The organism is Arthrospira sp. PCC 9901 (genome assembly GCF_059013425.1).
Map to the genome: position 1 here is coordinate 313699 of NZ_CP102296.1, position 26063 is coordinate 339761.

Annotated in this window: 21 protein-coding genes; all 21 read right to left on the reverse strand. The window is 44.5% G+C overall.

What is annotated here, in order from left to right; genetic code table 11:
* Positions 1-643: 643 nt before the first annotated feature.
* The 21 genes from NLZ44_RS01590 to csm2 all read right to left on the reverse strand — a co-directional run bounded on the left by NLZ44_RS01590 (position 644) and on the right by csm2 (position 26048).
* Complete coding sequence (locus tag NLZ44_RS01590; RefSeq protein ID WP_493751668.1) at positions 644-2647, reverse strand: protein kinase domain-containing protein; 2004 nt, start codon at positions 2645-2647, stop codon at positions 644-646.
* A gap of 16 nt (positions 2648-2663) precedes the next feature.
* Entirely contained in the window at positions 2664-4589 is a 1926-nt protein-coding gene (locus NLZ44_RS01595) for a protein phosphatase 2C domain-containing protein (RefSeq protein WP_493751669.1), read from the reverse strand.
* An 84-nt stretch (positions 4590-4673) separates the two neighbouring features.
* The gene (locus NLZ44_RS01600; RefSeq protein WP_111894671.1) at positions 4674-5219 is read right to left on the reverse strand and encodes a double zinc ribbon and FHA domain-containing protein; all 546 of its coding nucleotides are present in this window, start codon (positions 5217-5219) and stop codon (positions 4674-4676) included.
* A 50-nt stretch (positions 5220-5269) separates the two neighbouring features.
* Positions 5270-6661: a vWA domain-containing protein gene (locus NLZ44_RS01605; RefSeq protein WP_006624627.1), complete on the reverse strand. Its 1392-nt coding sequence runs from the start codon at positions 6659-6661 to the stop codon at positions 5270-5272.
* A gap of 12 nt (positions 6662-6673) precedes the next feature.
* Positions 6674-7063, reverse strand: a complete 390-nt coding sequence (locus tag NLZ44_RS01610; protein ID WP_006624626.1) for a hypothetical protein — start codon at positions 7061-7063, stop codon at positions 6674-6676.
* A 30-nt stretch (positions 7064-7093) separates the two neighbouring features.
* A complete protein-coding gene (locus NLZ44_RS01615; protein ID WP_493751670.1) occupies positions 7094-8560 on the reverse strand; it encodes a vWA domain-containing protein in 1467 nt (488 codons plus the stop codon).
* A 79-nt stretch (positions 8561-8639) separates the two neighbouring features.
* Entirely contained in the window at positions 8640-9761 is a 1122-nt protein-coding gene (locus tag NLZ44_RS01620; protein ID WP_493751671.1) for an ARC6/PARC6 family protein, read from the reverse strand.
* Positions 9762-9830: 69 nt separating this feature from the next.
* On the reverse strand, positions 9831-10802 hold the full coding sequence (locus NLZ44_RS01625) for a hypothetical protein (protein ID WP_493751672.1): 972 nt from the start codon (positions 10800-10802) through the stop codon (positions 9831-9833).
* 48 nt (positions 10803-10850) lie between these two features.
* The gene (locus NLZ44_RS01630; protein ID WP_008051085.1) at positions 10851-12041 is read right to left on the reverse strand and encodes a VWA domain-containing protein; all 1191 of its coding nucleotides are present in this window, start codon (positions 12039-12041) and stop codon (positions 10851-10853) included.
* A gap of 19 nt (positions 12042-12060) precedes the next feature.
* Positions 12061-13170, reverse strand: a complete 1110-nt coding sequence (locus tag NLZ44_RS01635) for a hypothetical protein (protein WP_493751673.1) — start codon at positions 13168-13170, stop codon at positions 12061-12063.
* Between the two features lie 71 nt (positions 13171-13241).
* Complete coding sequence (locus NLZ44_RS01640) at positions 13242-14753, reverse strand: hypothetical protein (protein ID WP_493751674.1); 1512 nt, start codon at positions 14751-14753, stop codon at positions 13242-13244.
* A 61-nt stretch (positions 14754-14814) separates the two neighbouring features.
* Entirely contained in the window at positions 14815-17034 is a 2220-nt protein-coding gene (locus NLZ44_RS01645; protein WP_493751675.1) for a hypothetical protein, read from the reverse strand.
* A 42-nt stretch (positions 17035-17076) separates the two neighbouring features.
* Positions 17077-17976 carry a hypothetical protein gene (locus tag NLZ44_RS01650; RefSeq protein WP_006670430.1) on the reverse strand — a complete coding sequence of 300 codons (900 nt, stop codon included), beginning with the start codon at positions 17974-17976 and terminating at the stop codon, positions 17077-17079.
* A gap of 20 nt (positions 17977-17996) precedes the next feature.
* On the reverse strand, positions 17997-18812 hold the full coding sequence (locus NLZ44_RS01655) for a hypothetical protein (protein WP_006624615.1): 816 nt from the start codon (positions 18810-18812) through the stop codon (positions 17997-17999).
* Positions 18813-18823: 11 nt separating this feature from the next.
* Positions 18824-19699 (reverse strand): GTPase domain-containing protein, encoded by an 876-nt coding sequence (locus tag NLZ44_RS01660; protein ID WP_081593260.1) that lies wholly within the window; start codon positions 19697-19699, stop codon positions 18824-18826.
* Positions 19700-20249: 550 nt separating this feature from the next.
* Complete coding sequence (csx2, locus tag NLZ44_RS01665) at positions 20250-21518, reverse strand: TIGR02221 family CRISPR-associated protein (protein ID WP_006624612.1); 1269 nt, start codon at positions 21516-21518, stop codon at positions 20250-20252.
* A 2-nt stretch (positions 21519-21520) separates the two neighbouring features.
* Entirely contained in the window at positions 21521-22291 is a 771-nt protein-coding gene (cas6, locus tag NLZ44_RS01670) for a CRISPR system precrRNA processing endoribonuclease RAMP protein Cas6 (protein WP_006670428.1), read from the reverse strand.
* Positions 22292-22294: 3 nt separating this feature from the next.
* A complete protein-coding gene (gene csm5, locus NLZ44_RS01675) occupies positions 22295-23566 on the reverse strand; it encodes a type III-A CRISPR-associated RAMP protein Csm5 (protein ID WP_008051096.1) in 1272 nt (423 codons plus the stop codon).
* An 11-nt stretch (positions 23567-23577) separates the two neighbouring features.
* Entirely contained in the window at positions 23578-24618 is a 1041-nt protein-coding gene (gene csm4 / locus NLZ44_RS01680) for a type III-A CRISPR-associated RAMP protein Csm4 (protein WP_006624609.1), read from the reverse strand.
* 9 nt (positions 24619-24627) lie between these two features.
* Positions 24628-25572 (reverse strand): type III-A CRISPR-associated RAMP protein Csm3, encoded by a 945-nt coding sequence (gene csm3, locus NLZ44_RS01685; protein WP_046320904.1) that lies wholly within the window; start codon positions 25570-25572, stop codon positions 24628-24630.
* A complete protein-coding gene (gene csm2, locus NLZ44_RS01690) occupies positions 25572-26048 on the reverse strand; it encodes a type III-A CRISPR-associated protein Csm2 (protein WP_228116368.1) in 477 nt (158 codons plus the stop codon). Before csm2 ends, csm3 begins: the two co-directional genes overlap by 1 nt.
* Between the last annotated feature and the right edge of the window lie 15 nt (positions 26049-26063).

The window sequence follows — 26063 nt, forward strand, 5'->3', positions numbered from 1 at the left end:
TTCCATCTTTAGATTCGTCCTATCCACCGGGGTAATTTTAAAGGTCTGTGTAGGTAGTGAGTTGAAACTCCTACTTTTCCCCATACTCTTTTGAGCGCAGCGTGTCAACCTATTTCGCTACTTACTGATGACGATGGTTCAAGTCGGAACATTCAGATTTCCTTAGTCATGGGTGGTTGGCAGTGGTCGCATCTGGTAGTGGGTTCTACTTCACGCCTTCCGTTCCCCGCTTCAATCCTGGGGTTGTGATTCCCAAAACTGGGGGTGGCTACCGCCGTTACTCTCTACTCCCTGATTTCTCAGTTTGTCTAGGACCTTGAGTTCCCTGCCTTGTTTGGATTTTTCCAAACGTCGGGACATATAAACAGTTATGGGATGGTCAGGGTGGCGAATCCCTTATATTCCACCAAGGAGTGGAAGTCCCACTGGGAGGTTATTTCAGGCATTGCAGCCCTATTTCACTCCTCAACGTCTCGCACCAACCCTTTCAGTATAACCATCGCTGGAAGGGCCCCCTTCCATTTATTATAATGGCAAATTGATAGCCTGAAACTTTGAGCGCAAATGTTGGGCTTGCTGGGGGTCTTGGCGGTCGTACAGTGTCACAGCCTGACGATAGGCTACTAAGACCTCCCGGGGCGATTTAACTTGACCGTCTGCGAGTTCGCAAATTCAACAAAACCCAGCCCAGATTTCGATAAGCTGCCGCCAAATTGCGATCGCATTTAACTGCATTCTCCAAATAATTTTTCGCCTGATGCCACTCACCGCTGGCGGCTAAAACTGTCCCTAAACGATAACAAATCCAAGCATCTTTGGGTTGTTTTTGATATATTTTATTATACCAATCAGCCGCTTTTTGAAAATCTCCCAGATGTTCATAAATTAAACCTCCATTTCTCATCACCCAATCGGGTATTTCCGGACACTGACTTGCTAAATTGAGACTTTGACGACAAGATACATGATCACTTTTACGGTACTCATACCACGCTTTAAATCCTAAAGCCAAGGCATTATTGGGGACTTGTTGAGTGAAGGCTTGCAGTCGCCGTGTGATGTCACCAGACTTGTTGGTTGTCACTCGTTCTAAAGCGGCAATTGTGAGAGGATAAAGCCAGGATTTTAGGGCGATCGCCACCGAGGAGGGCTGCTGCTGAGATTTAAAAATTCCCTGGGTTCCCGCCTGAACTACGATTTTCCACTGGCGAAGATGGAAAGATATCCAAGCCTTAACCCCCAGAGCAAAACTAGAATTAGGATCTAGGTTTAATGCTTGTTGAATTGTCTGATCCGCTTTTGGCCAGTTTCCCTCTTTTCCCAATGCCCAACCTAGGTTAGCGTGCATCCAGGCTTGTTTTGGACTAAGTTTAATGCCATGCTGTAATTGTTGAATCGCTTGTTTCCACTGCTGGCTACGACAGCTAACTAACCCCAAAATGCCATAAATTCGACCGTCTTGGGGTTGAATTTGCTGGGCTTTTCTGGCAATACTATCAGCGCGATCGCTATGATGATATAATAATATAATCGCCAATTCTATGAGGGCTTCGGCGTTGTCTGGTTCTTGAGTTAAACAATTTTGATAGGCGGTGACAGCATCGGTTAACTTGCCTTTTTTAACACAAGTTTTGGCGGTTTTATGAAGGGGAGAAATCAGTTGACCATCCAGGGCATCGATAAAATCTTGGGCGGTTTGTATGCGTTCATTTACCCGAAATTTTAACCCGGTTAATATTACCTTTTGAATGTAGGGGCTAATATTAGGGTTGAGTTGTCGGGGGGGAACTAGAGGATCGGGTAAGTTATTAGAAATAGCTTGGGCGCGATCGGCTGAGTCGGCGGGTAATTTTCCTGTTAATAATTCGTACATAGAAGCACACAGGGCATAAATATCAGTGGAGGGATAGCGTTTGGCTTGGCTAGAATACTGCTCAAATGGGGCGTATCCTCTGCTTAAAATTACGGTCATATCTCCGGTTTTTCCAGCGATAAATTCTCGGGTAGTTCCAAAATCAATTAAAACGACACGATCGCCACTGCCAATCATAATATTGTCGGGCTTAATATCTCTATGCAATAAATTGTGCTGGTGAACAATTGTGAGTGCTTCAGCGACGGTTTTGGTATACTTAATCACTAGAGGCTCATCTAGGGGTTGGTGATTATTCAATAACAGATTGGATAGAGTTGAACCCTCTATAAACTCCATCACCATATAAATAGTTGAATTTTCTTCAAAGCAATCATAAACTTTAGCAATATGAGGAGATTTACAACGACTTAAATAAATAGCTTCTAATTGGAACTCATGAAGTTGTTTCTTTCGATCAACCGGGGTAATTGATAAGGGCCAGAGTACAGATGTGCCTTGTCTGCATCCATTTTCTGGCCACAACTCTTTGATGGCTACAGTAGCAGAATTAGCGCAGTAAATCCCTTTGTATGTAATCCCAAAACCGCCTTGACTTATAAATTTTTTGATTTGGTATTTGCCCTGTTTTAGCCATGTACCTGTGGGTAAATACAGTCCTGAGTTAGTGGGAGTAGTAGTGGTGCTAGTGGGAGTTAAAGTAGCTCCGCAGGCCATGCAGAAGCGATCGCCTGGGCTGTTGTCATAGGCACATGATGGACAGATGTTACTCATAATTAGTTACCGTCAATTAAATTAAAGTTTTTGAGGATTGTTCAACTCTGTTAAATTTAACAGCAATGGGAGTAATACTGCATCGTAATGCCAACAAAGTCGCGTTATCGGGTGCGTCTCGTTTTAGCACCAAATTAATTGCTTCATTAACCGCAGTTTGCAAGGGTTGAGATTGGCTAAAAATTTCGATAAATTCCTCATTACTAATTAAATCCCAGACTCCATCGGAACATAACAAAATTAGATCGCCATCTTGCAATTGAATATCGCTTTTCGTTTGCACGTAACCCGGGGAAAGATTGGGTTTCGAGCCCAAGGATTTAGTCAAAACATTGCGATCGGGATGTTCGAGGCTTTGTTCGGCGGAAATTTGACCGCTGGCGACCAGCAGCGCCACCAAAGAATGATCCTCACTCAACTGCTCAATTTTGCCGTCACTCACCCGATAAATGCGACTATCACCCACATGAGCGATCGCCAATTTTCGGGACTCTATCAAGGCTAAACTTAACGTAGTTCCGCCATTATGTACCGCCTCAGATACCACCGAGTTAGCGCGATCGACAATAGAAATTAACCACTGGCTGCTGTTTTTTGAAATATTTTCTTCTTCCTGGCGAAATCCATCAATAACCGTTTTCACCGCCAAACGACTGGCTACCTCACCCGCGGCCATTCCTCCCATACCATCCGCCAAAGCTGCTAAAATAACCTGCTCAGATGCTCCTTGATTAATTTGAGCAATTCCGTAGCTATCTTCATTTTGGAGTCGTCGGGGAGACAGTCCCAGGGTAGATTCACTGGCGATTTCCCAATTGACGCGATCGCCCCCCAATAGTTTACGAGTTTCGATGACCAAACCTCGCAGTTGTGACAAGGAAAAACGCTCATCAGGAATGGCGGACAAGGAGATAGTTAGCAGTTGTGACAAATGGGGCATATCGCATTTTTTTACACCCAGAAAATCACTGTCTGGCTCTCTTCCATACAACCCATGATACAGTAAAGCACCAATGGTATAAACGCTGCTTTTTTCACTAGGAATAGGATGGGATGATAGTTCGGGGGCACAGTAATTTCCCATGACTCCCGAACTCATTGGGGTGTCTTCTGGGTAAACGCCAGTCAGGTCAAAACAGCGAATGGGTTGACCTATTTCTAACAAATCTGGGTTGATGTCGATCGCACACCAGTGACGTTGATGGAAATACCAGAATAATTGACAAATTGGCGTGATCGCTTTTAAAACTTCCAGGGGGTTCGGACTATTTTTTAACCACTGACTTAATACCCGCTCAGGATGGGGAAATTCGGTCAATACCAATAGGCGATCGCCTTCATCACCCGCTAGATTTTCTTCAGGATAATATTCAGGTTCCAGGTAATTTTCTCCCTCATCTGTCTCCGGCTCAGACCCTTCATATAAATCTTGATTATCCGTGATATTTTCCGCCGTATTTTCTAGGGTCTGATTTTCTTGATTTTCGGTTATGCTTTCTGCCGTATCTGCGGCGGTTTCTGTTTCATTTTTTAACTGCTCTATATCCTCCGAATTTTCGGGGATTTCCTCGGACCCATCAGGACTCGATAAAGTCGATAATTCGTGGTCTTGATGAGCAGTTAATTCCGGGGTGATATGGTCAGCTTCGATGGTTTCTTCTGTCAAGGGTTCTTGCACAATTTTAGACAGATCAGGAACCTGGATTTGAGCGAGTATGGGTGCAACCAAACTATAATCCGCCAAGGTTTCCCGCAATTGTAATTCTTGTTGCAACAAACCCGTTGCCGAACCCACTCGCAAAAGTCCCAGTTGAGGATGTTCACTACCTGCATTTTCCAGACTTACTTTAAAATAGTGAATGCGATCGTTGCTTTGACCCAGGTTGGCGGCAACTCTTACCACAAAATCTCCGATTTGTAAACAGGTATTTTCTGAAATCACGAGCCCATTTAATAATCCGTATAAGTTGAACCATAATACAGGAGATAATCCCAGTTTTTTATCTCCTAATTGAGTCAATTAAAACTAAGAGTTTGCCCACACAAACTGAACTTTTCCAAAAGCAACCTCATCACCGGGATTAAGACAAGTTGGGCTAGTAATCCTCGCTCCGAAGCGACTTTGACCCTTTGGTTTAATGAAAATCCCATTAGTTGAACCCAAGTCTTTAATCATCCAATTACCCGCTTCCGGGTAAATTTCTCCGTGATGGCGCGATACCGTTTCTCCCCCGGCAAAGTTTTCTAAATCGATATCCACCGGCCCCATATCCGGGTCAAAAACTCCCACCAGTGCCACACCATCTAAACGAAATTCAGGTTGAGGTGCGTTAGCTTGTTTGGCGACCAGACGCGCAGTGGTAGCCGTAGGGAAAGTGAGGGGTTCGTTTTTGGGGAAAAGATCGACTTCCTCAAAGGGAGGGGTGAAGGGAAAAAGTTCGGGGCTGGAATTACTGACAGGTTCAGGGGGTGCGGGCACAGATGTGGCAGTGTTCAATTCTGTACCACAGACCTCGCAGAATTCGGCATCATCCAGGTTATCATAGCTACAGCTTGGACAAGTAATAGACATGATTTTATCTCCTAATAAAGGGCTAATATTTTAGTGAGAGTTGGAATCATTTATGATCCGGTTAAATTGCGAATTTGGTCTTCGGAAAGACCCAGTTCGGAATCGTTGCTCATTTTCACAGTTTTACCTTTGGCTCCCATTTTGACGGTTTTGCGGGTTCCAGAAGAAAGTTTGCGAGTTTTGCGGACTTCTTCAATGCCGACGTTGAGAGATTCAACCATTGCGTCGTTGCCAATTTTAACGGTTAATCGTCGGGCAGTTTCCAGCAATTCTGCCGCTTGTTCGGGATTTTGATCAGCGAGGTTGGCGGCGCGATCGACAATTCCACTGATATTTCGCTGCTGCACATATCCCATGACTTCCGGGTTGGTTTGGGCGCTTCCTCCCTGTCCTGCCACAAACTGAACGACTAGGTTTTGGGGGGGAAGTTCACCCCGCCGTTGCTTTCCCGGAATGTCGTAAGTCAGACCAAGTTGGGCAATACGAACCTTGGCTTGGCTATGACTTTCCAGGTCAAATTCTAATAGAAAAACCGTGTCATCATTGGCGATCGCACTTCCAATTAAATAAGGCTTTTTATCCAGGGCAATTTCAGCACTATCGGGATATACGCGACTAATTCGTGCTAATTTGACACCCTTGACTGTGCTGATATTTAACTTGAGGTTATTGATCACTTCCGATTGAGCTTGTTGAACTTCCTCAAAAATTGTATTAGGAAGTTCGGAAATAGGAATATCCGTGGTTCCGGTGTGGGTTTGTGTTTCCACAACATTAAAAACTCGGCCCCCAGTACGATCGCTCAAATACAGTAACAAATCCTCGTTATACTCGCCAACTCCCAAAGCTGTAATGGGGATTCCCGCCTCAGCGAATTGTGTCGCCAGGTCTCGACAATCGCTTTCATCAAAAGTCTGTCCGTCGGTGAAAATGAGAGTCCGGCGACTGCTGAGATCGCAGTTTTTCAGGATGTTTAAAGCCTCTTCCATTCCCAAAGCCATGCGAGTGCCGCCGCTGAAATTTCGGAGTTGACCGATCGCATTTTTCAAAGATGCCGTATCTGTCGATGCAGTCAGGGGAAGCAGGACCGACGCGGAGTCATCAAACCGGACTAATGCAATGCGATCGCGGGAGTCAGCTTGGCCGGAACTGACCAGACCTTCGAGGGATTCGATCACCTGGTCAATTTTAGTTTTTCCCCCGGTGACTTGTGTATATTGCTTTCCATCCAGGAAATAACTATTACCTGTGGGTATAGTCTCCTCCCCTTCCAAAACTTCATACATGGAGCCACTGGTATCGATCACAAAGCTAAATGTGGTCGAGGGACGACTGGCGGACACCTCCGCATTAGGTCGCAGTTTCAGCATCACAAATAGCTTTTGTCCAGCTTTATCAGCATTGAGAAATTCTAAGTGGGGGGTGATAGTAACGTTCAGCATGGTTGGTGAAATTTAGGTAAAATCCAAGGGAGGTAAAGCACCGCCTTGGGGTTCAATTTGCGAAAAATCGGGAGGGAATAAATCGGGAATTCGACGATCGCCCGAATCTTGTATTTGGTGGATCTCCTCGAATTCCAGGGCAGGTAAATCCAACGTGAGAGATGTGGTTCGATAGCCTTCTCGGATATCTTCTAGCCATGTCTGTATGATTTGTTCGAGGTTAGCATTGTTCAGGGCACAGGCGGTTTGTTGTTGCAATTGCGATCGCATTTTTTCACGCAATTTTGAATTAAAAATACTCTCCGGGTTGTTTTCCTCCTTTTCACTGATATTCAGATTATAGGATACTGGATGCGGGTCGGGTTGACTGGTGCTTAACAGGTAAAGTGTATATTGAACCATTTACATAAAATTAATCAAATAATACCTGATTTAAAGCCTTTCTTGAACTTCCAATATAATATCTCCAAACTGGCGGCGATCGCCATCATTTAGTTCTTGTCTAAATCGCTTCATTTTTCCAAATTTCGGATGCTGTGACAGAGCCGAGTCAAATTCTAAGATAATTTTACCATTTTCTAGGAAAATTTTGGCAAATTCTGCCGGAAATCCGGCATCTTTTGATAAGTAAACATGGGCATTTCGGGAACTGCCGATTTCGATGGGCTTTTCTCCCAAAGCAACCATCGTACATTCTTGGTTATTCCAGTGAACCAACAGCACTACAGAACCGGACAAGGAACTGTAAAATTGTTCGCTCAAGGCGATCGCCAAACCGATACAAAATCCCAAAATCGTCGCCCCTGCCAAACGCGCTAAAATCACCCCCGTCACAGATTCAAAAACCAGAAAACTTAAAGAACCAAAAACACCTCCCACCGACCCCGCTATCAGCGCATTTTTCCGAGGTAGATTAGGCACAAATAGAGACATTCCACCGCCGACGAGGGTTCCCAGTACCGTCCACCCCGTCAGCCGAGCCACCACCGACAAAACCGGAAGGTAACCACTGGGAAGAAACACCACTTGACCGACGGCTCCCCCGACGAATCCAGCCACCAAACCACCCCCACCTCCCCAACTCCCTTCTTGAAAAGAGAGGAGGCGACGACGCAGGGTGTAATTTTGTCCGACAATCAAGGCGAGGGAAGTTCCGATCGCCAAAAATCCCGTCCATACGCCTATACGAAAAACACCGAAAAAGAAGCCATAATTACCGCTTTCATCCGACTCGACCAATTGTTGTCCATATATCGCTTTTTCTGCCCCCCGGAAGGCACGATCAAGGTCGCCGAAGCTGGCATAAAATACCAAATTGGGATCGCCAGTTAGAGCGGTTAAGTAGTTGATTTGTGCGTCTCCCGTTCCCACCGCGACCAAATTAATTCCGGAGGCTCGGATTTGTTGGGCGATGGATGCGGCCATCGGCGGATTGTTGGGTACGCCGTCGGTAAAGAGTAAGATATTGGGAGTACGATCGCTATTTTGGAGGACAGAAGTTGCCAGGTTGAAGCCTTCGCTGAGGTTAGTTCCTCCCGAGGAGTAAAGGCGGGCGATCGCCTGTTGTAGTTCCGTTTCATTGCGGGTAAAATCTGCCACCACACTCGCCCGGCTGGAAAATTCTACCACAGCTAAATCATGGCGTTTCAGGTTTTGTCGGCTCACGAATCCGGAGGCGGCAGTTTGCACCTCCGGCAGTTTTTGGCCGCTCATACTTCCAGATGTGTCTATCAGCAGAACCACCGCTTTAGGCTTGGTGAGAAACCCCGGAGGTTGTCGAGTTAGATACAGCCATATTTCACCGAAAATTAGCGCCCCCAGCAAACATCCGGCTCCCCCACAGACTCCGAATAGCAGCGGTTTATATATTTTTTTGGTAATCATTGTTATATTTATCATGGTTGTTTCCAGGTTTAAAAAATGAAATTAATTTGATTTTCAAGTCTCAGCCCTCGTATTCCCCGGAGCAATTGCCATATCAATTTACTGCTTGTCTTTCGTAAATTTTCCACCGTCCGTTATCCTTGACAAACCAATATCGATAGTTCCCTTTACTCGCACCAGATAGACGCGAATCAATTCCCCTTGGTGTATGGAATGTTCGATCTTCGTAGACAGTAACGATTAATTCTGGACGAGAGCCGGAAACCGAAAAAGAAACAACATTGATCACTTTTGATTCCCGATAGGTGTAATACGAGTTATTTTTGCGAAGCCAATCTATCGAACCATTAGGTTGTGTAATATTTTTATATAAAGGACCGGAAGTATATTGGCGAACTAACTGAAGATCGAAAGGAGCCGCAAAAATACGCCCTTTAGAACTCAACCATCTATTCACTAACGTTACCGCTTGCTCCTGGGTCAAGTCTATCTGGGGAGAATTCCTAGAAGTTTGAGTTTGAGTCGGTGTCGCTGTCCGTGTCGCTGTCGCTGTCCGTGTCTGGGTCGGTGTCGGTGCCGGTGTCGGTGCCGGTGTCGGTGCCGGTGTCGGTGTCGGTGTCGCTGTCCGTGTCGCTGTCCGTGTCGCTGTCGGTGTCGGTGCCGGTGTCGGTGTCGCTGTCCGTGTCGGTGTCGGTGTCGGTGCCGGTGTCGCTGTCCGTGCCGGTGCCGGTGCCGCTGTCGGTGTCGCTGTCCGTGCCGGTGGGGGTACTGCTGCCACTGGAGCCGACAAACTCATTTCTATCTCGAAATTTCTGGTTCCTCCGAGTGAGGCGACATGAACCGTATACCTCCCATTAAGAGGTAATTCATTACCCAATACTAAACTGTTATCTGGGGCGTAAATCCAAACACAAACTCCCTCATTATAGCGATAACTTAATAGTTTGCCTTTTTCACCCGAAAACACAAAACCAGTATCCTCACCCGATCGCACAATTCCCGTTCCTTGAAAGTTTTGGCTATCTATGGCGATCGCCTCTGGATTCGACAAAGAACCACGGGGCATCTCCGGACATTCTAACGAGTTAGTCAGACTCTTAGGGAGATGGTTTAATACCTCCCTTGGCAACACCTCCGAGACAGCCTCGCAGCCCCATAATCCTCCTAAAAATAGGATCGAGAACAACCGCATTAGTAGCTTTAACTTAATTATCATGGCATTTAATCCCCGGATTTCCATATATTTTATAGGGTTGATCTGGGCTATCGACTCATTCAGTCTCAATCAAGGTGCATTGATTACACTCGCTACTCCAACACTTGCTCCTGAGACTTGTTCGTTAACCATTCTGGCAAAAGCCTCCGCCCTTGAACGACTGTTAAATGAGGCAACTTGAATCAGATAATCATCATTGGCATGACGATATCTTCGATAGGCATCTCTACAAAAAATCGCTTTTGTTCTTTGTAAGTTACTTTCACTATCAGGAACGTTTACCGGATAAAATCTAATTGGATAGTCTGCCCGATTAGTTGGCAGTCGATCGCCACAACTTGATTTCGGAAAATCCGATCGCCTAAAGGGTGCGATCGCTGTTTCTTGCCTCTGAGGTCTAGGCGCGCGACCAGTATCATTGGCAGTTCTTTCCGGTCTTTGTCTTGCCGTTGATGTGCGTGTCTGGGTCGCTGTCCGTGTCGGTGTCGGTGTCGGTGTCGGTGTCGCTGTCCGTGCCGGTGCCGGTGCCGCTGTCGGTGTCGCTGTCCGTGCCGGTGCCGGTGGGGGTACTGCTGCCACTGGAGCCGACAAACTCATTTCTATCTCGAAATTTCTGGTTCCTCCGAGTGAGGCGACATGAACCGTATACCTCCCATTAAGAGGTAATTCATTACCCAATACTAAACTGTTATCTGGGGCGTAAATCCAAACACAAACTCCCTCATTATAGCGATAACTTAATAGTTTGCCTTTTTCACCCGAAAACACAAAACCAGTATCCTCACCCGATCGCACAATTCCCGTTCCTTGAAAGTTTTGGCTATCTATGGCGATCGCCTCTGGATTCGACAAAGAACCACGGGGCATCTCCGGACATTCTAACGAGTTAGTCAGACCCTTAGGGAGATGGTTTAATACCTCCCTTGGCAACACCTCCGAGACAGCCTCGCAGCCCACCAATAACCCACCGCTCAACAGGAAAAAACCTAAGCGATATTTAAAGCATTTCACGGTCTGATTTGTTTTTGTTATGATACCCATTTTATACAGTTATCCTGAGATTGTCAAGTAACAATATAGAAACCATCATCAAAAATCATGCTCCGCCTCTCTTTTCATATAATTGCTCCAGCTCAAGAAAGGGATAACCCCTCCCAAAATCAGCACCAATAAGAGGATACCAGTCATAATTAAGCGTGTTTTCTGGGGAAGCGATCGCCCAAAAACCATCATCGTGTAAGTTTTCGGTTGCGTCTTGATTTGCTGATTATTAACCGTCACTTGTACCAAAACTTCGTGTTGCGTTCCCCGTTCCGCGTTCGGTTGCTGGAAAACAATCTCGTATTCTCCCAACAGGGAATCTAGGAAAAGTTGCAAGTTCCTGGCAATGTCATTGGCGTTTCCCGAAAATTCCGCAATTCCTCCTGTTGTTTCCGCAATGGTCTGCAGGCGTTCTTTATCGACAAACTCCCTTGCAACTTGGGGATTTTTATCAGCATCAGCTCGAGTAGCCGCTCGTCCCAAGTTATATTTTTGCCCCACCTGTTGGGGGGTTAAGCCATAGCCGAGAGTGTGAACAATAATGTTATTATTTCTCTCCAGTAAGGTAATTAAATTATCGAAATCTTGTTGTTCGTTCGGTTGATTGTGGAAGCCGTCCGAGAGGAGAATCACCGATAGCCGAGGTTCCGGTCTACCCGAATCTTCCGGAACGTAAAACCGTGGATCTTGCCGATTTCCCAGGACTCGGATCGCTTCTGACAACGGACTGTAAATATCCGTAGCTGCACAAAGTGTTTGCGCGGCCAGATAATCCAGAAAGTTGGTTTGTTTGATATCATTCGCCGGGAAAAATCTGGAGTCAATCCCCCGCTGTGTCACCTCGAAACCCGGACAGTTTCTGCCACCTTCCCCAAACGGAACGATCGCCACCTTCGTATCACCACCGCGATCGCTCATTTGTTCTAAAAATCGTCGCGTCGCGTCCAGGGCACCATCTATTCTTCGCTTTCCACTTGTATCGAGTTCGTTCATACTCCCACTCAAGTCAACTAAAACCACAATCCAAGCCGGAGGAGGGGTGCTTTCTTGGGGACTTTGCCAAGATTTGATCCCGACGGGTTCATCATCTGTAATCACTTGAAAATCCGACTCCTGCAATTGCATGACCGGACGACCTCTCCCATCCCTGACTTGCAGGCGCAGGGTAACATTGTCATTGTTTATCCTCGGACGACCCACAATTTCCGCCGTTTTTCCGAAAACTGGGGACGCGATCATCAATGCGATCGCACTACCACTAAGCCATCGGATCGAAAAAGCGATTATAAAATACAAACCGGTAGAATTTCGGGACTTTAAAACTTTCGGATGGTTCGGTATAGAATGTAATAACATAGTTGTGTTTTAGTGAAACTTTACGTCGAGATCTCAGCTTGGTTCCGTTAATCGCAATTTTCAGGAATTGTCTCTTATGGGGCGTTAAAAAAGCCCGGTTTCCTTCGATTTTAATATTTGCCAGGTACGGGAGCAGATGGGGCAGATAAATATCCGCTTTGTTTTCTGATTTTACAGAAGAACCGATCCGAATCATGCCCCGCCTGGGTAGTTCGATTGACATCCCTTCTTCGATTTTTTCATCATCAAATTCGTCGTGCGATCGATAAGTAATAAATCGCAGCATCGAGGAATTGATTTTCGGATCATCATCTTCGCTGTCCTCATCCAAAACAGAAATATCTTGGTACTCTTCTTCCTGGTACTCAAATCCGCTTCCCGCCCTCAAAGCCGGCAGGTAAGTGGGGGAAGCATTCGTGATGGCAAATGCCACACCCAAACACAACCCCAACACTGCAAAGCCCAACGGGTCTTCGTAGGGTTTAAAAGCCGCTGGCATCAGCCTTAGCAAACGCATCAGCTCAAAAATACCCGCCGCGATGAGACTGGCAATACTCGCCGCCAAAATACTGATAAATAGGCGCAGGTAAAAGCGTTTGGGGTTTCCCGCCTCCAGGCTATGAAACCGCCAACTCAACCCCTCAGCCAAACCCACTGAACCTCCCACCACCAACCAACCAAACACCCGAATTATCACCGGCGGAATTGCCAGGCTAGGGTCGAACAGAATTTGGGAAATACCCCCCGCTATTCCCCCCGCTATCAGTCCCACCATAAACGCCAACATCAGCGGAACTCGCAGCATCCGTACACTCAGTTTAGGACGGGTGGGGTTACTGATAAAAATCTCGTTGGTGACGCTGCCAATTGCCAGGGAAATCGCCATGCAGGGAAACAAGACAATTTCCGGAAACCCTTGCAGCCAGCCGAAATCGCTAAGGAACACCTGGGCGATATTCCACCCCAGCAAAGCAGATATTAGACCAGCCAGTATATAGAAATAGAGTCTCATAATGCACCCTTTCCGTTAACCAATCGAACCCCATAGCACAGGCATCCTGTCTGTAACATCATTAACATATTTTAGCCTCCATGTGGGTTTAAGCATTGATTTCTGATATCTTCCTCCAACCGTGTTTGTGTTTGACCATCTTTATCAATCACGCCATCAGGAGTATTTGCTCCTTTGGATTTCTGATATTCCTTAATTGCGTCACTAAATTCTTGCCATCTTTCGTTATATTTACCGATTTCTCCATATTGAAAGCTTGGGGCTAGATCTAATCTTCTTTTGACACAAAATAAAACTATATACATTTTATCATTGTGTGCATTCTCGGGAATACCTATTCTATTTTTATCGTCAGTTTCTAGTTGATTTATGTCATCAGTTAAATTAGTAATCATTGCCTTGATTGCCTCATTTGTTCTGTGAAAACGTCCTTGATTGTCATAACTAATTTCCGTCAAAGTCTCTGGCTTATTTAGAGTGGCTATTTTCTCTTCCATACTTGCCTGCAAAGCCTTGTCATACCGAGATGTCCACCAACTACTTATTAACAATATTGTTGTTAATACTATTGTACCTAATAATAAACCTATTACCATCCTTCTTATAATCAATCTTAAATTGTCTGTGACCAAATAAGTATCCCCATATAAAGCAGAATGGATATGGTCGAGCAATCCCTTTTTGCGAATTAGCATCATCTCAAACAGGTTGCCTTGTTTAATATGTCTTCTGGGAAATACTTGGCTAAATATATTTGGAGGAACGTTACCCGTTGAGATTTGATAAAAAATGGCGGCGAAATGTGGCTCCTCCACTTCTTCAAAGAATTGAGCTAAGGATAAATAGTTCTTGTCAGTTTTGCCGGGATATCTCCAAAAAGGCTGTAAATTTGTTAAGAAGTTATGCTTTTCTTCTGGGTAATCTTTGATGACTCCTGGTTCCGATAAATCTGGTATTTGGGTGAGAGCATATACCAAATCTTTGGTGAAAGACACGCGGTAAACCTGCGACCAAAACCCATCCTTTTGGGTGAGTAATAATTTAGTCGCTTTAACAAGTTGTGGTATATCAAATTTGTAATGCACTAAACCACGGAGTTTATGTTTAATTGTGCTGTCGGATGGGGAGAATTTTGGTTTGGTGATTAAGCGCGAGAGAAGACTATAAATTCCGTCCTTAACATTTCGAGTCAGACATTGCAAGCCGTGGATATTCTTTTCGTACTCTGTGACAATCGATGCCTGCAATTTCCGGCAAAATTCCCAACAGTCATCCGGCTTGGGGGCGGTTTGCATCCAAATCAAAAATTCCGGCAAGAATTTCGGTATCAGTAGGGCTTTTAAGGTCAACAGCCTAACCATCGGTTCGGAGTATATTTTGTCTTGGTAGGCTTTGGATGCTCCTCGACTATCTAAGAGTTTGTTCCAAGATTGAGCATCCATTTGGGGATGAAATAAAGCGATTTCCAAGCTGTTTATGTATTCCGGTTGTGTGCGGAAATTCATGATAGCTTTGACCGCCTTTTTAATCTCATTTTTATCCAAATTAAATGGAGAATCAAGCATATAAACAGAGAGTGTCATAATGTACTGTTTCCGTTAACCAATCGAACCCCATCGCACAGGCATCCTGTCTGTAAAATCATTAACTTTGACCTTGATTTTGACCTTGATATGGTTTGAAGCATTGATTTCTGATATCTTCCTCCAACCATCTTTGTGTTTGACCATCTTTATCAATCACGCCATCAGGAGTATCTGCCTTGTTGAATGTCTGATAATCCTTAATTGCGTCACTAAATTCTTGCCATCTTTCGTTAGATTTACCGATTTCTCCATATTGAAAGCTTGGGGCTAGATCTAATCTTCTTTTGACACAAAATAAAACTATATACTCGTTATTATCCTGTACATTCTCGGGAATACCTATGCTATTTAGAGTGTTTGGTGGTAGTTTATTTATGTCATCAGTTAAATTAGTAATCATTGCCTTGATTGCCTCATCTGTTCTGCGAAAACGTCCTTTATTGTCATAACTAATTTCCGTCAAAGTCTCTGGGTTATTCGTGTCTGTTGTTGATGCCTGTGCAGATTTTGATTCATCCTTTGTGGCTATTTTCTCTTCCATACTTGCCTGCAAAGCCTTGTCATACCGAGATGTCCGCCAACTACTTATTAACAATATTGTTGTTAATCCTATTGTACCTAATAATAAACCTATTACCATCCCTCTTATAATCAATATTAAATTTTCTGTGACAAAATAAATCCCTGCATCTAAAGCAGAATGGATATGGTCGCGCCATCCCTTTTTGCGAATTAGCGTCATCTCGAACAATGTTCCTTTTTTAACATTGCCCTTTCGAGATAGGCTGTAAAATATATTTGCAGGAACCTCACCCGTTGAGATTTGATAAAAAATGGCGGCGAAATGTGGCTCCTCCACTTCTTCAAAGAATTGAGCTAAGGATAAATAGTTCTTGTCAGTTTTGCCGGGATATCTCCAAAAAGGCTGTAAATTTGTTAAGAATTTCTGCTGTTCTTCTGGGTAATCTTTGATGACTCCTGGTTCCGATAAATCTGGTATTTTGGGGAGAGCATCTGCCAAATCTTTGGTGAAAGACACGCGGTAAACCTGCGACCAAAACCCATCCTTTTGGGTGAGTAATAATTTAGTCGCTTTAACAAGTTGTGGTATATCAAATTTGGAATGCACTAAACCACGGAGTTTATGTTTAATTGTGCTGTCGGATGGGGAGGATTTTGGTTTGGTGATTAAGCGCGAGAGAAGACTATAAATTCCGTCCTTAACATTTCGAGTCAGACATGGCAAGCCGCCGCTCTTCTTTTTGTACTCTGTGACAATCGATGCCTGCAATTTCCGGCAAGATTCCCAACAGTCATCCGGCTTGGGGGCGGTTTGTATCCAAATCAAAAAGTCGGGCAAGAATTTCGGTATCAGTAGGGCTTTTAAGGTCAACAGCCTAACCATCGGTTCGGAGTATATTTTGTCTTTGTAGGCTTTGGATGCTCCTAGACCATCTAAGAGTGTGTTCCAAAATTGAGCATCGATTTGGGGATGGGCTAAAGCGATTTCCAAGCTGTTTATGTGTTCGGGTTTGACGCGACCTTTTATGATGGCTTTGATCGCGGTTTTAATCCCCGCTTCCCCAGAGATAAATACGGAATCACGGGGACGACGGGCTAAAACTTCCTTGAAATTGTTTTCCGCTTCGGAACTGGCGGGATAAATTACTTGGAAATACCAGGGATTTTCTAAGGCCGCTACCTTATAAGCCCAAGAATAGTCCTGGCCTTGTCGTTTCGCTATCTCTTTCGCTATCTCGTTTAATATCAAATGCGTACAGGGTTGTTCATGGGGAATAACGATGGGTGGCGATGAGTCTAAATATTCTGCCAATTTATCTAATGAAACAGGCTGTGAATCCGGGTTTAAAGGGTATCCGGTTGACGGGGGTTGGTAATAGGGATCGAAGACGGGAGGATAAACTTTATTCGACGATCGCGAAATCATCGTTCGCAAAATTGCTTCGATATAGTCCTTTCCCTCACACCAAAAATAGCGGTATAGCGATAGGCCCCGCCCGCGATCGTCCCGTCCCCGGCTGACGACGGCTACCACGGAATATCCCCCGACTTGTCGCCCCACCATCGCCGGATGATCTTGGAGGCCCCCTTCGGACAAGGAAAATTCGCGATTGGAAATGGCATTTAATATCTCCGGGGGAATTTCACGGGTACAATTCATGTACTGTCCGGTAAATCCCCCCGATTCCCACCCGCCATCGGAAGTTCGTTTCACTTCAATTCCGGTACTAAATTCGTGAATGTAGATCATCGTCATGGCTGTGAAAAGATTGCAAATGAGGACATCGGGAATATCGCATTAGTCGCGATCGAGTTCCGGGTGGCGTTTTCCGGTACAAAGCCAGTAAATGGGGGCGACTAAACCAAAGGGCCGCCAGACTCTCGGTTTTTTAATCACGGAAGTTGTCCCATCACACGATCGCTTCAACCGTTTCGAGTTGGGTTCGGGGTACTGTTTCCCCAAAATCCCAAAGGCGGAAGTAGTGAAATACTCCACCCCCACGCGGTTTAGTTTGGAATAGCTTTGCAGTTGGGCCGAGAGTTTGGGAAATCTCATGTTTGCCAACTTTTTCGGTTCGTGGCGGTTCACCCACAACTCGGACTGTTCGCACTTAGTCAACACAAAGGCAATCCGTCGATGTTGGTTCTTCAACTCAGCGCGATCGAGTTCCACCAACAGTTTTTCGATCCCCGCGCAATAGTCCTTATCCTTGCGGTGAGCGGTTCCATCGACGAGTACCATTAACCCGGTCGCCAAACAGCAATCGTCGAGGTAATCATCCAGCATCGGATCGCCACTTTTATGCACCAAATCCCGGAAAAACTCGCCGCTGTAATCCTTACAACTGACGTTGATTTGCACCATCTTTCCCGACCCCCGCAACCAGGAAAAGCGATCTTTGAGGGTGATGCTGAGGGTGTAATCCTTCACCGCGTCGATATCGTGGAGGTTGGTGGGTTCCAGTAATAATCCCTGTTCTAGGATGTCTCTGGCTTTGTTTACCAGTTCCTCGCTGTCTTCGCCGACGGGGGAGACGGTTTGCACGGGATTATCGGGGCTGGCGTTGGGCCAGTAAGCCAGGGATGCCAAATAAGTGGTTTTCCCGGAACTGCGATCGCCGATAATTCGCACCACGGAATCTCCGCCCAAGGTTTTGACGGATAATGATGTCGAGTTGGTTTGGTTGTCAAATAGCATGATCGACTCACTCTTAAAGTTCAGATTTGGCCGGTACTTAACCAACACAACGGTTCAACTAAATTGTAAGGTTGCCACCGGTTCGGTTCTCGTAAAATCGAGACTCGTCCGTTAGTTCCCCGAGCATCCGCCCGGTTGGGGCGAGGGTCATACCGTCCCGACACGCCGAAGGTTGACATGGCGTAAAACTGCAAGTTTTTGGGGGGAACGGATTTTTTGAGGGTTTTGAGGGTTTTTTTCAAGTAAATGCCAAATAGGTCGGTTTCCGGGTCCAATCTTCCCGGCCAAATTTCCCCCCGTTCGCATTTACTCATGGCTACGGCTAGGCGATAGTTATTTAGGCGATCGTGTTCGTCCATAATTTTTAAAAATTGCTTGATCAATTGGCTATAAAAACGATCTCGGCTGCTTTCCCACTCGGTAAACAACAGCAAACAACCATCCACGTCAGCCCTAAAACATTCGTCGATAAATTCTTCCATAATCGGGTCTGGGGAAGAGTGGAGAATTTTATCGAACACTTCGCCGGGGTAGTCGCGAACGGTCAGTTGGATATCGATTCGGGGTCTGAGGAATCTCTGTTTGACTTCGATTTTAAAGGAGTAGTCGGGAAGGTCATCCACACTTCTGATGCGATCGCCTAGCACAGTCGGTTCAACCGCTAACCCGTTGCAAATTGTCTGGTCGGCATCTTCCGCCAGCTTGTGAGTCTCGTCGTTCAGGGGTTCGATGCTGTATTCACTGCGGGAACCCCGGTACTCAGAAAAGTAGCTGAGTCCGGCGAGATAGGTGGTTTTTCCAGATGCCCTGGGGCCGATTACGCAAATGTTGCCCATAGCTGACTCCTTTATTGGTTACTACTAAGATAAGTGCCCAGATAAATCCAAGGAAGTTCCACCAGTTCCCGGCTGTAAATGCTAGTGATGAAACATTTCACGGATAAACCGGAGGTATATTGGTTCAGTTCGGCGATGTGGGATTGTAGGGGACTGAAAAACCTTTTGAAAACGTAGTTGTTGCGTTGCATCCAGTTCATCTCCGCATTGACGGGATGGTAGGCTAGTTTTTGGGCTTCTTCTTTCAGGTCGATGCCTCGGATCAGGTCGGCTTTGTTCAGACACAGAACCAGATGTTTGGCTTGGCGACAGTCTTGGCGGAAAAATTTTACCCAGCGCTCAAATCGTTTAATCCATTGTTTGCGGGTGATAAAGTCTTCCTGAATGATGCCATCCCCCTGGCGGATAATTTCCCGGTAGGGGGACAGGACTAGGCACACCCCTTGACTGCTGTGAGCGGTTTTCAAAAATTTTCTCCACTCGTCGGGGTTGTCGTTTTTCCAAGTCGCGCGCCATATTTCCCCCGGTGTATCTATCCATTCGGTATAGATGTTTTTGGGTCGGCTGGGCAGGGTCACTTCGATCTCCAGTTGGCGATCGTGGGTAGCCTGGCTGGCATCGGTAGCCTTGGTTTTTCCCTTGTCACACAGAAGGGCTTTAAGTTGATCGTAAAGGGGATCGGTGACTTTGACGAACTGGCTGCTGGGATGAGCCAGTTCCAGGACTAGGGAAGTTTTGCCAGTATTGCGATCGCCGATATAGATAACGCCCATAGGAAAAGTTCCAATAAAAAGGTCTAAACATGGTGGTCGGGTCAATCGGTTCTGGGTGAGTCTATGGCCAGACTTCCAGTTGGCGATCGCATCCCACCACCACCGCGCCGCCACCTTAACCCAGAGGCGATCGTCCCTCACCCCGGCAAAAGTTCTAAAAAAGGGTGCTACAAAATGTGGGTCAATAGAATCTATAACCCTTACAGTGAGGCACTTTCACTCTATTAAACCTAATGCTTAAAGGCTTAATGGTATCCCCTTATTATCAAACACAAATCTACTTGAATCTACCTTGGGACTGTAAACTTTTCTAAAGGTTATCCTCCGATTGCAGTTAGAGATGGCCATCCGGTGGGCTGATCATCTATCTACCTATCAGCGACAACCACTAAATTTACGCAAATATCTAAAAATTTAATTGAGCAATTGCCTCTAATGTCAGTGTAGAAGCCATTTACAGGGGCGATCGCTCCCCCTTGGGGGGCTTGTCCGATGTGACTAACTGATAGTTAGCCAAGTTTCCGAAATGGCAAGTCTCATGTTGATTGTTCTCAATTAGTGATTTTCACAGGCGATCTGGCTCAACTTTTACTTGTGAAGCATATTTGACTCCCTCTGGGTTGGGAGGAATGAATGACACGCTAACTATTAAAATTTGGCTTTTCTACTCTTCATCAAATACACCCCAGACCTGAGCAATTGTTTTCAGGTCTTCGACAATTTTTTGTAATGTTTGTTTGATCTCTTCAACACTTTTCGGATCTTTACGGAAACCAGAATGAAGAACATCATTGCGTAAATTAGCCAACTTACAAGGGGGATTATTCCATAACTGATTGATCATCTTACGCTTAGATGGTTCAATCTCTTTATATTGACTGCGGTAAATTGACTCACGCTCTCCCACTTTACCACCACAACAAAGGATTTCCATTTCCTCCCGTGCTTGTTTCTCCATTGGATCGAGTTCAAAATGATAACAGAGGAGAGAAGGTAGCCATTCCCGTCCTAGTGATATAGCTTGGACATATAGACCCTTCTTGGCATACCACTCAATCTCAAAAAGCTGTTTCTGTAATGCAGCTTTGCCATTGACTTGATAGTTTTTCGGTTCAGCTAAAGCAAATTGACCATACTCACTCACCACACGATTTAATAATAGTTCAAAAGGTGGAACAACTCGTGCTAAGTCTGGTTTACCTTGTTCAATACTTTCCGGTAAAGCTGCGGCGGCGGTCATGACATCCATGGGACGCAATAACTGCAAACCTTGAGAAATTTCTAAAATGCGATCGCCCAATGCTTGAGTATGACCCTGTGCCTCTTGCAACAATTTCGCCAAGTCTTCACCATTCCCAGTTTTCAGAAACTGATCGGTTGCTGTAAGCCAGTCAAACAAGCGGACTACTGGTAAAAGGTCAAAGGTGGGGGTAATGCCATTCTCCTTAGCTTCAAATGCACCATAAAGCAAACCTTCAATGGTAATATTTCGCACCACTCGAAAATAACTAACTGCCAAAAGCGCAACAATTGGCACAGAGCGAAATGAATGAGTAATATCAAAAATGACGCGATCGCCATCTTCCAAACATTCATTAACTTTATTGAAAATTGTCCAGATATCTTCTGGACTATTCCGCTCAGGAATGTTTTTGACTGGGACAATCTCAAGTTCAGGAAACTTGTGTGCCAATATTTCTTCAAGTTGATGCCAATTTGAGCGGTCTTCTTTCTGGTCTCCCCTACCAGGACATTTTGTTTCAACTGTTGGAGTCAAGAAAATATATATTTTCTGGGGCTGATAAAATTCAGCCAAAGCCTCTTGGTAATATTTGGTTGTTAAAGAGATTGACTGGGTAGGATGTTGATATTTGGTAACTTGGTAAGAGTTGAATCCCAGAAAAGAAATGATTTTCGTGATAGCGGTTCTCATAATTAATTAATCCTTGAATAAGTTTCTGTATGACCCATTCCCAATCTTGTCTTAATTCCAGTTCCTGAAAACTCAGAATATTGAACCAACAAATTCGCGACATTCACCAGTAGGGGGTCGGTTTTGTACAATGCCTTTAAGGTGATTTCACCAACAAATCCATTAACTGAGTCTTTCCCAATTCTACATAGCTGAGTAGAAATTCGATGACGTTTAAGAGCGATCGCATTTGCTAAATAAGTAATCAATTCTCCACTACCCAAATAAATCGGAGCAAAATTATTCCAAGATTGCAGCCAACTCCGAAACATCAGTCCGGGAACTGGAAGGGGGAGCTTTATGGCTTTTTGGGCGAAAGAAGTGGGAGTTGTAAACTTGAGTTGAGACTCAAAAATTGGCTCCGGTTCATTAGCTACTAAGGTAGTGTAAAGTTGTTCGTAACTTGTGATATTATCTTGGCGATCGGTAACTTTAAATTGAACTCCTAAAAATTCTAAACCACCTGATAAATCAAGAGATGCGATCGCTTTAGAACTTTTTTCTTGCAAACCAGAAAAGGTTAGCTGATACAACTCTTCAGGTTGAAATGTAATGAAATCTCCAGCCCCCAAGCACCGTCCCATGATGCTAGAAAAGCTGGTGTCGGGGATCATATTGAGACCAATTCCTAACCCCAATTGATGATGAAGTTGTTTGACCAACTCCAAGCCGTAAGACCTAGGAAGTGTCATCGGTTCACAAACAGTCAATGTCCAAGTTGAACGAATCAGCATTAATTATCCTCGAAACTTTACCCACCCCGGGACATATTTAATATTGCCATTAGGATCGACCACAGTACGACGAGATTTGGGAGCTTCAAATTGGGGAGCTCTTATCCCACAAGTATCTCTAATTTGGGATCTCAAATCATCTGCAAATAGCCATCCTACCGTGGTTCCGGTCATCCCACTAGCCCAACCTATTCGCAAATGATAAGGGCATTGTTCTGGTTCATAAAAATCTCTAATTGCTGCAAAATCAAGATTTTTACCTTGATGCTGTTTGTTTTTGACCATCATCCAGTAATCATGTTCTCCATCCCACTGTTCTTTAGCAAAACTTTGGCAAATATTCAGCAATTCATCAACGGATTTAAAAGGAATTTTCATGCCTCTTTTGTGTTGAAACCAGGATAACATTTCCGTATCTAAGGACAAAGTAAACTGGGTTTTAACATTTCTGACAACTTCTGCATAAATAGAAGCTCTGTATTTAGCATTATCATTATCAAAGTGACTAGAAACCAGAATTTCAGCTACAACGGGAATGTTAAAAGTAACTATTTTGTGATTTTTCATCGTCACTTTCCTTTCTATTAGAGGTTGAGAATCAGTGACTTGAACAGCTCGCATAATATCAGTATTCGGCCCGGTAGCCGCTGCCATTGATTTTCCCTGATAATTTAATGAGAAATCCGCAAATAAACTATCCATGAATAGCTGATCGTCTGCCCACTTTTGTTGTTTTTGCAAGTGGTTATTATCTAACTGCTGCCTCAGTCGTTCCTCGATCGCACTCACTCGGTTAGAATTAGGAACTCCGTACTTCTCAGCATTTTTGAGTAAGTAATAAGCGATCGCTGTTCTAATGGCACCTTTAATTGAGCTGCCGGGAATGTAAAGCTGTCCGAATCCATTACGAATCATGGGCCGTAAATCAGTTACTTTTTCATCAGTCCATTTCCTATCAATTGCTCCTGGTGGAAAAATAGGATTTCCCAAAACATCTTTAGCATCTTGCCAATTTTCACCAAAAGTTGATCTCAGAATACTGAGAATTTCTTGTCGATGCTCTATCGCACTGATATAATCCTGCAATTTGCCTCGATTTGACAATTCTCTAGCCAGAGCTTCTTGCTCTGGAAGATAGACTCTTTGACTGGTTTGAACATATTCAAATGGGTTGAGCCGAGAGACCGCAGAGCCAATGTGTAAAAGCGGACTCGATAACTGAATTGTTCTAGTTTCATAAACTTGAGGCTTGGAAATATTGAAAGCTGAAACCATGACTCTTGTTGTTATAGGATAATAGGCAAGCTAAAACCAATTCCACTCCGATACACTTTATGCAATTTTTGAAATTCGTAGGGAGTTACATCCGCTAATTGTCCGTCAGTACGCACCGGAAATACCGAGCCTTCCACAAACATCCGCACTTTTTTACGTCGCAGTTGTCGCCCAGAAAAGGGAGAGGAAATCCATCCCCCTCGTTCCAGTATTCCATAACTAGCTCTATCATTATGGAGTGTATCCGAAATCGGATTTTCCCAAAGCAAACTGATTAAACTGTAGTCGGTTGATTGAGGACAGTTAAGCAAGTTTTGCCATGTATCAGATAGATCTGACCAAGTGGGTTTAAACTGTCCTGCGCCACTGGAACGCTCACCGCCTAAGCCTTCATCCCCCAATAAATTTAAGGCGGCAAAAAGTCTATTTTCTAGGTCTTTATCTACTTTAACCAAATCTATTAAAAAGTACAATCCACAGGACTTATTAAATTGCACAAAACCAGTATGGTAGAAATTGGTCGCCCGAGTTGTTCGGTCGATCGCCACTTTGGGAGTTTTATGGATTTGATAGGCTTGGCTATAGTCGAAAATTCCCGAATTTTTAAGATTACCAGAACTGTTAGCCTGGTTAGTATAATCAATCAATTCGGTGCGATCGGTTACCGTAAAACCACTACCTTGATACCAGCGTTGCCAAATATCCAGAGGTAAGTAGTGAATTTTTTTGTAAGTCTTGGTAAATTCCAAGTCATTCCCCACCGGATACCCGCGCGGAAATTTGAGCGGTTTTGGTAGGTAGTCAATCCTTTTTTGACCATTCTCAGAGTAAATAAATGTTGAGCTGACCCGAAAAGGAGGCGATGAGTCAAAAGATTTTAGTAAATCTTCAACAGCATCTTTTCCAAATAACCGAGCATAGGCAATAATTAGCGCGCTAAATAATGTATCAGAACGCACTCGTTCGCTCGTTTCTTCAACTCCAATTCCGACTTCACCAAAATGGGTAGAGTGTTGTCCGAAATTGAGGCTAACTAGCTTGTAGTTGCTCATAATTTAGGTTTAACTGCCTGGTAACTGAGATTGAATTTCGCTAAATCTGCTTAAAAATTCAGCCGTATTTTTGAGGGATGGGAAGTTAATAGAAGTACCGCCACCACTGGCAATATTTTCGTATTGTTTGGCATCACGGTAATCAAAATTAAAGTTCTCAAATCTCACTTTTCCGTAACCCCTAGAACCATGTCCTCCCAAGGCATCATCTTCTAAAATTGACAGAGCGATCGCCAAGTTTTTTACATCTTCAATCGCCTGATTTTCATCCTCAACAGTATAGACCATTTCAAAAGTAAATTTTGCTCCGGCTGGCACTCGCTCTAATTGTCTGGGGTTAGCCGCTGCTGTCACCCGATCTAATCCATTCTCAAACTTCCACTCGGTCATATACAACCCAGTGTCAATGTTACGAAGTTGCTCGGCTGATTCAGGAGTTAAATGGCAATCCCGAACAATCAAGCGAGCCGGACAATTTCTGCCTTTAATCTTCGTATGAGATACACCATTAATGGTTTTATTTCCCTGACCACCTAATTCCTGTGACTGAGCAATATCAGTAGGAATCCAACACTTAGAACCACCAGTGGAGCCAAAGAGACGGCTAACTTGACAGGTTTTTGCACCTTCATATTCAACATACTGATCCGCTTGAATCTCTGTATAGCCACTCTCTATATCATCACTTTCATAACGGTATGTTCCGCTTCCTCCCCCTCGATTTAAAGGTTTATTAAGCCATCTTTCTAAAATTGATCGAAGTTTACCTTTAATCGAAGAACCAGGCAAATATGGATATTGACTCACCGGATCGCGAATTACAGGTTTATCCAGTCCTCCAATTTCCAATGTTTCTCCGCCACCACCGATATGCAGTCCGGTTTCAACAATCAAAGTTCCGGTAATTTTTAACTTTCCAACTAGGGGGGTTTGAGGTCTTTCAATAACTGTCATTATTTTCCTCCTTCGGCTTTATGATAAGCAATAATGGACTCGATCAATTGAACTAAGCGTTCAAAATCTTCTAAAGAATGTACATGATCGATAGCAGCAGACATAACATCACTCAAAGGTTTGGCTGCCTCTTGTCTGGCTGCTGCATAAGCTAATTTTGGTTTGAGAAGTACAATTTCCGGTTCAATTTCGGCAAAAAGCTGATTCTGATTTTCTTCAGTTTGAGCCAGTTTGGCTTTCAAACGATTAATAGCATCCAAAAACTTGCGGATCTGATTGGTCTCTAACCTCCGGTTTTTGAGATAAGGCCCGAACATCTCAGCGTGTTTAACCAGATCTCGAATTGGGTAATCTTTGAGAGTCCCATTTTTCTTGTCCTGGTTCAGCTTGTGAATAGCTTTAATCATCTCTCTGTCCGGAGTTGGGGACGATGCTGATTGAGGTGTTGAATTGCGTCTCGGTTGATTGGAAGTCATAAGAATTTCCGGTTT